An 11,595-nucleotide genomic window follows, 5' to 3' on the forward strand; every position below is an offset into this window, starting at 1 on the left:
ATCCCTTCCCGAACTCAGAAGTGAAACCTCTTTGCGCTGATGGTAGTGTGGGGTTACCCATGTGAGAGTAAGTCATCGCCAGCTCATTATTCGAAACACCCCCTGCATAAGCAGGGGGTGTTTTTTTGTGTGTGGGGTTTATAATTATTAAGATAAAACTGTCCTTAAAACTTCATCTCATCGCAACTGTCCTGTCATTCACACTGTATTAAATAAGACGTCGACTTTATAAAAAGATGAATAGACGTATGAGAAAAATTTCTTTAAGTTTGCTGGCGGTCTCTGTATTCGCTCTGACGGCATGCAATGAATCCGATGATAAAACCCTTCAGCCCATCGAAAGCGTAACTGAACCAACTTTGGTGTCTTTTGCCAAACTGGATGTAGAGACCTATGCAGAAGGCCTTGATTCAGGACGAGATGTACGTGGGGCAAATGGTATTTTTCCTCCATTTTCAGGCCAGCCTGTACAGGGTTTTTCTGCTGCATTAAAGCAGCCGGATGGAACTTATCTGGTGATGTCGGATAATGGCTTTGGCTCGCAAGATAATTCTTCTGATTATTTATTGCGTTTGCATCATCTTTCTAGCGATTTCAGAACCAAGGCGGGCGGTACAGCAACTGTCAAACATTTATCTTACATTCAGCTTCGTGATCCGAACAAACTGATTCCTTTTGAAATTGTCCATCAGAATACTCAAGAGCGTTTATTGACAGGTGCTGACTTTGATCCGGAATCTATGCAGCGCGCGCCCAATGGCGATATCTGGATTGGAGATGAATTTGGCCCTTATTTATTACATTTTAGTGCAGATGGAATATTAAAAAGCCCGCCGATTGCTTTAGCTGATCCATTAGAAGCTGGAACTGAACTCAGATCTCCACAAAATCAGTTAAACAAGGGGACTACCGGTTATATTGACGGTTATATTGAACCTTTGGTACAGCGGAGTGGGGGCTTTGAAGGTATGGCAATTTCCCCCAATGGTCGCTATTTATATCCTTTACTTGAAAAACCTTTATTAAATGCCACGACGCCACAACTAATCATTTCAGAATTTGATCTGGAAAAGAAAGTTTATACTGGAAATTTCTATTATTTTGAGTTGGCTTCGAAAGCCTCTGCAATTGGTGATTTTCAGTTATTTAGTGCCAAAGAAGGTGTGATTATTGAACGTGATGACAGTGAAAATAATCTGGGCGGCTATAAAAAATTAATCAAGGTCAGATTGAATCAGTCCGGTGAGTCTGTCGCACGTGAAGAACTGGTTAATTTAATGGATCTGGCCAATCCAGATTTACTTTATGGTCCGGTACGTCCGGGAGATCTTGCCACCGGTCAGCGCTTTGGTTTTCCATTTCAGACCATTGAAGACATTATTATTGAAGGGCCTGATTTAATTACCGTCTTGAATGACAATAACTTTCCCGGTTCAAGTGGTCGTAATCGAAATCTGGCAGATGATAATGAAATTATTCAAATCCGATTAGCTCAAGCATTATATTAATTTCAGTTTTTTCTCAATTTTAAAACGTTCCCTGAGTCTGAGAACTCAGGGATTTTTATATCGAAGAAGTAGCTTGAATTGTTAAGAAATCATTAAAAACTGGACGCATGGGTTTAGAATTTTGAGCAAAGCTTAAGACTTTAGTCGCATATTGCCTGAAAATTAGCTGTGTTGAACTAAGTTGTTGCACGAACATGGCGATAAGAATCATTAAAAATAATAAATAAGAGTTAGTGGCATGTGTCGTGCTGAAAACAACGAATAATAACTCACAGGAGGTGAGTAAAAATGGTAGAAAACACGAAAATGGCAGCAAATACGGTTAGTGTGAATGATGTGATTGATCAGGCAAAATTCAATAAATTTCACTTAAGCATTGTATTGTGGTGTTTGTTTATTGTTCTATTTGACGGGTATGATTTAGCAATTAACGGTGTCGTTCTGCCTCTACTGATGCAGGAGTGGGGCATGAGTGCTGTTGAAGCAGGCATGCTTGCCAGTACAGCACTAGCCGGCATGATGTTTGGTGCCATGCTGTTTGGGATGCTTGCAGACAAAATCGGTCGTAAAAAAGTGATTTTAATTTGTGTCACTTTATTTAGTGCTTTTACATTTTTAGGTGGATTTACCACCACTCCAACAGAGTTTGGTATTTTACGTTTTATTGCCGGCTTGGGCATAGGCGGGGTATTACCTAACCTGGTTGCGTTAACCTCTGAATATGCGCCTAAACGTTTAAAAAGTACACTTGTAACCACCATGTTTAGTGGTTATGCCGTAGGTGGGATTATGGCTGCATTATGTGGTACATGGTTTACTCCAAGTTTTGGTTGGGAAATTATGTTCTTCATTGCAGGTATTCCCTTACTTTTTGTTCCATTGTTTTGGAAGTTCTTACCTGAGTCTCTAACTTTCTTGGTTAAAGAACAAAAAATGAATGAGGCACGTCATTTTATAAAACGAGTTGAGCCAACTGCAGACGTACGAGCAGACACTGAACTGGTTCTAGCCACAGGCGATCAGACACAAAGTGCATCAGTAAAAGCGTTATTTACAGAAAATCGTGCAATGGGAACATTCTTATTCTGGATTGCTTTCTTTATGTGCTTGCTCATGCTTTATGCACTTGGAAGTTGGCTGCCAAAACTCATGATGGCTGCGGGATATTCTTTAGGCAGCAGTTTAATGTTCTTATTAGCACTGAATATTGGTGCCGTGATCGGAACCATTAGTGGTGGTATTCTGGCAGACCGTTTTGACTTTAAACCTGTTCTTATTAGTATGTTAACTGTGGGTGTACTGTCTCTGGTTGGTTTAGGCTTTAACTCTCCAACACCTGTTATTTATTTACTTGTCAGTTTGGCAGGTGCTTCATCTATTGGTACCAGTATCTTGTTATATAGCTATGTTGCTCAATACTATCCTGTTGCAGTACGTTCTACCGGTATTGGTTGGGCGTCTGCTGTGGGGCGTACAGGTGCAATTGTGGGTCCAATTGTGATTGGTATGCTGCTGGGTATGGAATTACCACATAAATGGAATTTCATCGCGGTTGCCATGCCGGGTATTATTGGCATCATCGCTATTTCAATGATTCGTCAACCACAACCCGGTCGCGTTCAGGTGAAACAATTAAAAGCAGCCAAAATTTAAACGATCCTCATAGATTCATTCAGCTAAAAAAGCCCCTTTGTCTGAAGGGGTTTTTTATATTTTTAGTATGAAATAAAACCACTCAAAAAAAGTGATTGAGCTAAAAAATCTACAAATTCTGCTTAAATTAAAGTCATTATTATTAATGGCTTAAAATTTAATTTTAATAATAATGTGACATATCACGCAAATAAATGGCATTACATTTGTCATAGCAGAATATCAATTAGTCTTATTGTGCCTTAAATCCCGCTTGCGTATATTGCCTGACATTGAAGATTGCCTTCAATCTTCAACAAAGATGTTATGGACAAGTACTCATGGGAGATGAGAACGATGACAACGGAAAAAATAGATGTAAATTCTGTAGTCGATAATGCGAAATTCACGCCTTTCCACTTCAATGTAGTTGCTTGGTGTTTACTTATTATCTTATTTGATGGCTACGATTTAGCAATCAATGGTGTGGTTTTACCCTTACTGATGCAAGACTGGGGCTTAAGTGCAGTGCAAGCGGGCATGCTTGCAAGTACCGCACTGGCTGGCATGATGTTTGGTGCGATGATCTTCGGTTCCCTCGCGGACAAGATCGGTCGTAAGAAAGTGATCATGATCTGTATTGTATTATTCAGTGGTTTAACTTTTGCGGGTGGCTTTGCCTCAAATCCAACCGAATTCGGTATTTTACGTTTTCTTGCCGGTCTGGGTATTGGTGGGGTCATGCCGAATCTGGTGGCATTGACTTCGGAATATGCGCCACAAAAAATGCGCAGTACCTTGGTAACCACCATGTTTAGTGGTTATGCCGTCGGTGGTGTAATGGCTGCGTTGTTGGGTTCATGGTTTACCCCAAGTTTTGGTTGGGAAATCATGTTCTTTATCGCGGGTATTCCATTATTTTTATTACCAGTGATCTGGAAATTTTTGCCTGAATCGCTGGCATTTATTGTGAAGCAAAACAAGCAGGCTGAAGCACGTCAAATCGTACGTCGTCTGGCACCAAATCTAACGGTTACCGAGAATACAACGCTTACCCTGCCACAGGAAAATGTGCCTGAAGCAGCAAACGTGGTGAGCTTGTTCCGTCGTGGCCGTGCGGTCAATACCTTATTGTTCTGGGTCGCGTTCTTCACTTGTCTGTTAACTATGTATGCTTTAAGCAGCTGGTTACCGAAGTTGATGATGGCAGCGGGCTACTCGATGGACAACAGTCTGATGTTCATGATGGTAATGAACGTTGGTGCGGTTGTGGGTATTGTCGGTGGTGGTATTCTCGCGGATCGTTTCCACCTGAAACCGGTACTGATGTTCCTCGGTATGATGGGTGCGATTGTGATGAGCCTAATGGGCTTTGCATCGAACTCCTTCCTGCTATACATCCTGGTGTTCTTGGCAGGTGCAGCGTCAATTGGTTCACAAATGTTGCTATATAGCTATGTTGCGCAGTTCTACCCGCTTGCAGTACGTTCGACAGGTATTGGCTGGTCGTCTGCGATTGGTCGTATGGGCGCGATTGTAGGCCCAATCCTGATCGGTGGCTTACTGGGTATGAACCTGCCTGCTTACTTCAACTTTATGGCAGTAGGTTTACCGGTGCTGATTACTGCAATTGCGGTTGCATTGATCATGCATGACAATGAATCTGAAAAAATTGGTTCAGCTGAGCCAGCAGTGTCTAAAGCTTAAAGCTAAGTTTTTAAATAAGAAGCCTCCGAAAGGGGGCTTTTTTGATTTTTGAATAATAGTATTCTATAAAGAGAATCAGTTTTATAAAAAGAGATATAACTTTTATGAGAATATTAATTTTAGGTGCAATATTTTTAGCAAATTCTTTTGTGTATGCTCAAAAAATAAATAGTTATGAATGTGTAATAGAAGAAATATCTAATAGTTATGATGTGAAAAATTTAGAGAATCATTACCTCGGTCAAATTTTCAATGTTAATCGTAGTACAGGAATCATAAGTGGGGCTTTGAAAAATGATTATGTTAATAAACCAATTATTATTGATCCAGGCTCCAAAGATAATAGTTTTAAAGTCATTAACTATTTAAAAATAGGGGAAGGATTAGGAAGAGGAAGCAATGTATATTCCCTTATTGTTGAGGAGTACCAAAGTAAACCTATCAAATCCTTTACTTATATGGACAATGCAATGGTATTTCGCGGTAATTGTAAAAATAAATAATGGATTTTGATTCTTCTCCAAGTAGTTCTCTCTTCAAACATTAAATACATAGTTTTACCGTATTTTCCTATACATATTCATAGCTATAGTTTTTTATTTAGTAGAGCGCGTTAGAATCAATCATAGATATTGAATAAATAGGATTACTTAGATGAACATCAACTCATTCTCCCCAATCCCTGAAGATGATGAACTGCATCTTCCTGAACTGGTCTACTGGGCATCTTTAGGCGACATCGAGCAGGTCGAGCAGGGCTTGCAAGAAGGTCTGGACGTCAACTCCGCCGATGAAGAAGGCTATAGCGCCTTACAGGCCGCCGCTGAAAATGATCATCTAGACGTAGTCAAACTTCTGGTTAGCAAAGGTGCAGATATTGCCCATCGCAGTCCACATACGGCACTAGAACTGGCCGAAATGGCAGGCAATAAAGAAGTGATGGTTTATCTAAAAAGCTTGACCGGAACTATTTAAAGCAAAAGAGAACCTCAATCATGAGATTCTCTTTTTATGGTAGGAACTTAGGCAGCATCGCCTTCAAGTTCTTTTAAAATGGCTTCATTAAAGGCCGGAAGATCATCCGGATTCCGTGAAGTAATCAGTACCCAGCCGCCGGTATTACAGCGATGCACTTCTTCATCGACCCATTTACCGCCGGCATTTTCCAGATCCAGCTTGATGCTCTTATACGAGGTCAGATTCTTGTCTTTAATTCGATCTGCATCAATTAAGGCCCATGGCCCATGACAGATCGCCGCAATCGGTTTGTGATTGTCGGCAAAATGCTGAATAATTTTCTGGGCATCCTGATTAATTCTTAAAGTATCTGCGTTGACTGTACCACCTGGAATCACCAACAGATCATAATCATTCAGGTCGACATGGTCAAAACTGGTATCAGGCGTATATTGGGTAGCAGCTTTGGTATCACCTTTGACAGTGGCTACATCTTCATTTTTTTCTGCAGCATGAATCACTTCAAAACCTTTGGACTTTAAAAAATTTAAAGGCTCAGTCAGTTCATCATGTTCAATACCTTGATTGGATGTAATAAAGAGGACCTTTTTTACCATGATTGCTGTTCCCAAAAAATGTGAGGATTTTTAGCTTAACAACAAGCCGATTTTTACAATGTTGGAGTTTTAACTCGGAACTGTTAAGCAAAGATAAATAAAGCAATGCACAGAAAAAGAAATAGCAGAAAAAAAAGCCCCAACATCCTGTTGGGGCTTTTTCCGTATCTCGTGATTTAGGTATAACTCCTGTCGTACCTCACGTCCTGATGCTTGCTTATTCTTGTTGTTTTTAGGTTTTCGGAGCATCCTGCTCTCTATGTGTCTAAAGTAATACACAAGCAGATTTTGTACCAGCAGCAGATTGCGCTTATTGTTGTACGCTTTGACTTACATGAACGCAGAGAAATTGAGCACGACCAGCTGCTGAATTCTTGGCATTAAAAATGTACATCTAAGCCAATATATGGGCCTTTAAATTCCAGCTGTAAATCTGGACGTTGCTCCTGTTCAAAATCTACCTTCATTATGCGATAACCGATTTTGGCACCGACATCGACCAGCAGATTATCAATAAAATCATATTGTAACTCAGCCTGTACATCGGTCTTTTTGCTATCGCTGCCATGACTGTAAACGGCTTCTGCTTTGGCACTCAGTCCGGTAAATGGCAATTTAACCCCTGCAGTTGCATAGAGCAGTGGAGTGTATTCATCCAGATCGTATTGTGTGAAAGCCCCGGTATTCAGGTTTTTTACCGTACCCTCCAGATTGCTTAAGCCTGCGCCTATATCGGCATGTACCACGGTATCCAGCAATTCGTAATACAGAATATAGTCAATATTCTTCAGTTTGATTTCTGAGGCATTGATCGGAGTGCTTTGTTCGCTGTTGCTGTCCAGATTGACATATTTGATTTTGGCATTCGGTAAAAGCGGAATCGGATGTTCAAAAGCCACGGACAGCTGCGCCGTACCTTGTCGATCCAGATCATGTTTCATACTGCTATTTTCGCTATAACCGTTAAAATTCCAGTAGCTGAGATCGGCTTTTGCCCCGATGAAATCTGCATGACTGAGCGTGCTTAATCCAAAACTGAAGAATAATGTGGCGAGTATTTTTGTCTGCATGACAGTGAGTCCCTAAAGCTTTATTAAAATTGAGCGTGTCTGGTTACTTAAAAACATCTTCTTAATATTTATCAGCAAGTGCATGATATAGAGAATTTCAAAAATGTATATCCTGGGATTTTGAAGGACTAAAAAATGCGATCTACAGCAGTACAACAGTGTAAAGACTATTCACTCTATGTGGCTGGTCAGGCGGTTCAGACCGGAGAATGGCTAGAGGTTAAACATAAATATACGCAAGCACTCTATGCACGTGTCGCTTTGGCCGATGCCAAAAGTCTGGAGCAGGCCATCCAGTCTGCCCTAGACACCGAGGCAGAGATGGCGGCTTTAGAACCCTTTCAAAAACAGAAAATTCTACTGCATTGTGTGCGCCGTTTTCATGAAATTCGTGAAGAACTGACTGAAATTCTGATTGCAGAAGGCGGTAAACCGCGCAAAGCGGCAGAAGCCGAAGTCGAGCGTCTGATTAATACCTTTCAAATTGCCGCAGATGCCGTGACTCAAATCGATCAGGGACGTATGCTGCCTTTGGCTGTAACCACGGCAGCATCGGGGTATCAGGGTATGGTTAAGCAGGTGCCGATTGGCGCAGTGTCTTTAATCAGCCCTTTTAATTTTCCCTTAAATCTGACCGCCCACAAAATTGCACCAGCGATTGCTGCCGGTTGTCCTTTCGTGTTGAAACCCGCCAGTCTGACGCCGATTTCTGCCTTGAAAATTGCCGAGATTCTGGCGGAAACCGATTTGCCGAAAGGCGCATTTTCAGTTTTACCCTGTCCGCGCGAGCTGGCCGATGTGCTGGTCACCGATGATCGTTTTAAATTACTCAGTTTTACCGGTTCCGATGTGGTGGGTTGGGATATGAAAGCGCGAGCTGGCCGCAAAAAAGTGGTTCTGGAGCTGGGCGGTAATGCCGCAGTGATGATCGAGCCGGATACCGAAATTAATGATGCCTTGATTACCCGTCTGGTTGGCGGTGCTTATGGTCATGCCGGGCAGGTCTGTATCAGTGTGCAGCGCATTCTGGTGCATCAGGATATTTATGCCGAAGTCAGAGATAAACTGCTTGCAAAACTCAAACATCTGAAAGCCACCGATCCAAATCTGAGCACAACTTTGGTGGGGCCGATGATCAAGGAAGCAGAAGCCAAACGCCTGAAAAAATGGCTGGAAAAAGCACTGAAAAAGGATGCCAGAATTCTGGTAGGTGGTGAGCTGGATGGAGTGATGTTCGCACCGACTTTATTGGAAAACGTGGATCATAATCTGGAAATTTACCGTGATGAAGTCTTTGGTCCGGTGGCGATGATTGAACCTTATCCTGATTTTGAAGCGGGGATTGCCTGTATCAATCGTAGCCGTTTTGGCTTGCAGGCCGGAGTTTATACCCAGAACTTGAACAAGATGCTGTATGCCTGGGATCATCTGCATGTCGGTGGGGTCATTATCAATGACATTCCATCTTTCCGGGTGGACAACATGCCCTATGGTGGGGTGAAGGATTCAGGTTTAGGCCGTGAAGGGATTCAATCTGCCATTCGCGATATGCAGGAAGAACGGATGCTGGTGATTAAATCTTAAGTAAATGACATCAATCGCTCAGATCCCGTGATGGATTTGCTGCAGGTCAGACCGGGGTATTGCAGTCCATTTTTAGATGTCAAAAATGCACGTGGAGCAGGGCGATCAGATCTCTGCTCCGCGCATTTCAGCTATAGAGTGGCTCACATCGCGATAAGCCTTTGACTTTAATTCTTCTATAAATATAAGGCGATTTGGATGATCGCAGCATGAGCTTTGCTTGACTACGGTTCTGTAGTCAAACTTAAGAAAGATATATTCCAAAAAGTTTGTCAATATATAACCTGTAAAATCAGGTAGGTTTCGTTGAATTATTGAACGCTTAATTCGAATAGATTATAAATGACGAATATTTTCAGCAGAATTTACAGAAAAAATTTAAAAAAGTCAGTATTGTTGAACCATCTACAAGGTCAGCTTTTTGATCAGACTTTAAGCAAGATGTAAGACCTGCTGACCTGTTTGTACATTAGAATTCGACGCCCAAAAGGTGCAGCTCTAATCCAAACACCCAAAATAATTGAAATGCTTCTTTATTTGCTTGCGCTATAACCATAACAAGCAGCATCTGAAGGGGTTTAAAGTTTAGGTGTTCTATGACAGAAACTCGTGAGAATTGGTCTGCACGATCAGGATTCATTATTGCAGCCATTGGTTCCGCCGTTGGCTTGGGAAATATCTGGCGTTTCCCTTATGTGGCTTATGAAAATGGGGGTGGGGCATTCCTGATCCCTTACCTGATTGCGATTTTTGCAGCAGGTTTGCCTTTATTGTTTTTAGACTATGCGGTCGGACACAAGTTCCGTAAAGCACCACCCATGGCCTATAAAAAACTCATGAATGCCGAATCCTTGGGTTGGTGGCAGGTGATGGTGACCCTGATCATCGGGATTTACTATGCCAGCGTCTTGTCTTGGGCCGGCAGTTATATGTTCTATTCCTTTGGGCAGCAGTGGGGCACAGATACCCAGGACTTTTTCTTTAACACTTATCTGCAAAATGGTGAAGGTTTAAGTTTAGGTTTTGTTCCTGTCCTGTTTTTCGGTCTGGTGGTTGTTTGGGCTGCGGTGATGCTGATTCTTTACGGTGGGGTACGCCGTGGGGTGGAACTGGCGAATAAAATCTTTATGCCACTTCTGGTAATTTTATTTTCTATTCTGGTGATTCAGGCGGTACGCTTACCGGGTGCAGTCGACGGCTTGAATGCTTTCTTTACGCCGAACTGGGAGGCCATGAGTAACTATAAAGTCTGGCTGGCCGCATTTGGTCATATCTTCTTCTCACTGTCGGTGGGCTTCGGGATTATGTTGACCTATGCCTCTTATTTGAAACGCAAAACCAACTTGACCGGTTCTGGGATCGTGGTAGCACTGGCCAACTCATCCTTTGAAATTCTGGCGGGTATTGGTGTATTTGCAGCGCTTGGTTTTATGGCCTTCAGCGCAGGTGCAAATGTTGAAGATGTCGTATCTGGCGGTATTGGTCTGGCCTTTATTGCTTTCCCGAAAATCATTTCCAGTTTAGGTGCAGGTGGTGACCTGTTTGGCTTCCTGTTCTTTGCTTCATTGACCGTTGCCGGTATTACCTCGATGGTCAGTATCCTGCAAGTTCCGATTGCCGCATTCCAGGACAAACTGGGCTGGTCGAAGAACAAGTCAGTCACGATTATTGCCGGTGGTTCAGCGGTGATTTCTACCTTGATGTTCTCGACCCATAGTGCGATTACCTTTGTCGACATTATTGACTACTTTGCCAATAATATCGGTATTGTCGGTGGTGGTTTGATCTCCATTATTCTGTTGTCGTGGTTCCGTCGTCCATTGATGAAGCAGCTGGAAGGCCATGTGAATCAGTTTGCCAGCGTGAAACTTGGTCGCAGCTGGAACTTCATGCTGACCGTCATCACGCCGTTGTCCTTATTAATGGCATTGGGTCTGACCCTGAAATCGATCATGGCAGAAGGTTATGGTGGCTATGCTGCCAGCACCCTGTGGATGGTGGGTGGAGGTGTCATGGCATTCTTTATTCTGGGCGCCATTCTGTTTAGTCTGGTCAAAGACCGTCATAGCTAGGAGAGCGATTATGAATACATCTGCACTGGTGATGATGATCATCTCTATCGTTTTATTGTGGGGTGGTCTGGTACTGTCCGTGATTCATCTGGCAAAAAATCCGGAAGAACCAGAAGACTAAAAATCTTCACATAAACCTACTGTTTTACTGTAAACGAAAGTCATTATCATCTATGGTGATAATGACTTTTTTAATGGCTGACGATTTGGCATGATTTCCGTTTCAGATGGACAAGTCTATACAGCCTTTGCCGTGACCTTCTTCGCTGGGCTTGCCACCGTGTTGGGTGGGGGACTGATACTGTTCCTTAAAATGTAGTTAAACATAGTCAAGGACTAATTCGCACTCTGTTAATGTCTTGTTGCCAAACGTGTAACTAGAGCCTGAGTCGGTCAGTTCCGACTTATAGCGATCAGTCCGTTCTTGCAATATACGCTTTACAGTTTT

General features: G+C 42.4%; 10 protein-coding genes, 1 rRNA gene and 1 pseudogene. 10 read left to right on the forward strand and 2 right to left on the reverse strand.

The genetic code is table 11. The annotated features are described in order from the left end of the window. From rrf to FTU82_RS14340, 6 genes are all read left to right on the forward strand, one after another. A 5S ribosomal RNA gene (rrf, locus tag FTU82_RS14315) occupies positions 1 to 84 on the forward strand; the annotation flags it as partial. Between the two features lie 164 nt (positions 85 to 248). Then, positions 249 to 1,508, forward strand: coding sequence for an esterase-like activity of phytase family protein (locus tag FTU82_RS14320; protein ID WP_257222005.1), 1,260 nt, complete (start codon positions 249 to 251; stop codon positions 1,506 to 1,508). Positions 1,509 to 1,796: 288 nt separating this feature from the next. Beyond that, positions 1,797 to 3,161 carry an MFS transporter gene (locus tag FTU82_RS14325; RefSeq protein WP_171255752.1) on the forward strand — a complete coding sequence of 455 codons (1,365 nt, stop codon included), beginning with the start codon at positions 1,797 to 1,799 and terminating at the stop codon, positions 3,159 to 3,161. 336 nt (positions 3,162 to 3,497) lie between these two features. Beyond that, positions 3,498 to 4,847 carry an aromatic acid/H+ symport family MFS transporter gene (locus FTU82_RS14330; protein WP_180101499.1) on the forward strand — a complete coding sequence of 450 codons (1,350 nt, stop codon included), beginning with the start codon at positions 3,498 to 3,500 and terminating at the stop codon, positions 4,845 to 4,847. Positions 4,848 to 4,951: 104 nt separating this feature from the next. Next, positions 4,952 to 5,350, forward strand: a complete 399-nt coding sequence (locus FTU82_RS14335) for a hypothetical protein (protein WP_100329636.1) — start codon at positions 4,952 to 4,954, stop codon at positions 5,348 to 5,350. Positions 5,351 to 5,501: 151 nt separating this feature from the next. Then, positions 5,502 to 5,822, forward strand: a complete 321-nt coding sequence (locus tag FTU82_RS14340; protein WP_159138864.1) for an ankyrin repeat domain-containing protein — start codon at positions 5,502 to 5,504, stop codon at positions 5,820 to 5,822. A gap of 47 nt (positions 5,823 to 5,869) precedes the next feature. Here the strand turns inward: FTU82_RS14340 and FTU82_RS14345 are convergent, their stop codons facing one another. Both FTU82_RS14345 and FTU82_RS14350 read right to left on the reverse strand, forming a co-directional pair. Then, a complete protein-coding gene (locus tag FTU82_RS14345; RefSeq protein WP_005173569.1) occupies positions 5,870 to 6,421 on the reverse strand; it encodes a type 1 glutamine amidotransferase domain-containing protein in 552 nt (183 codons plus the stop codon). A gap of 380 nt (positions 6,422 to 6,801) precedes the next feature. Continuing rightward, positions 6,802 to 7,491, reverse strand: a complete 690-nt coding sequence (locus FTU82_RS14350; protein WP_180001861.1) for a TIGR04219 family outer membrane beta-barrel protein — start codon at positions 7,489 to 7,491, stop codon at positions 6,802 to 6,804. Positions 7,492 to 7,626: 135 nt separating this feature from the next. Between FTU82_RS14350 and FTU82_RS14355 the strand changes: the two genes are divergently transcribed. The 4 genes and pseudogenes from FTU82_RS14355 to FTU82_RS16270 form a co-directional block, all read left to right on the forward strand. Continuing rightward, the gene (locus tag FTU82_RS14355; RefSeq protein WP_180001862.1) at positions 7,627 to 9,075 is read left to right on the forward strand and encodes an aldehyde dehydrogenase family protein; all 1,449 of its coding nucleotides are present in this window, start codon (positions 7,627 to 7,629) and stop codon (positions 9,073 to 9,075) included. 596 nt (positions 9,076 to 9,671) lie between these two features. After that, complete coding sequence (locus FTU82_RS14360; RefSeq protein WP_074383770.1) at positions 9,672 to 11,147, forward strand: sodium-dependent transporter; 1,476 nt, start codon at positions 9,672 to 9,674, stop codon at positions 11,145 to 11,147. A 10-nt stretch (positions 11,148 to 11,157) separates the two neighbouring features. Beyond that, the gene (locus FTU82_RS14365; protein ID WP_005173576.1) at positions 11,158 to 11,268 is read left to right on the forward strand and encodes a methionine/alanine import family NSS transporter small subunit; all 111 of its coding nucleotides are present in this window, start codon (positions 11,158 to 11,160) and stop codon (positions 11,266 to 11,268) included. Between the two features lie 90 nt (positions 11,269 to 11,358). After that, positions 11,359 to 11,460, forward strand: a pseudogene (locus tag FTU82_RS16270) (zinc transporter ZupT); the annotation flags it as partial. Positions 11,461 to 11,595: the final 135 nt, after the last annotated feature.

This window comes from Acinetobacter sp. YH12151 (assembly GCF_013418355.1).
Taxonomy (GTDB): Bacteria; Pseudomonadota; Gammaproteobacteria; order Pseudomonadales; family Moraxellaceae; genus Acinetobacter; species Acinetobacter pseudolwoffii.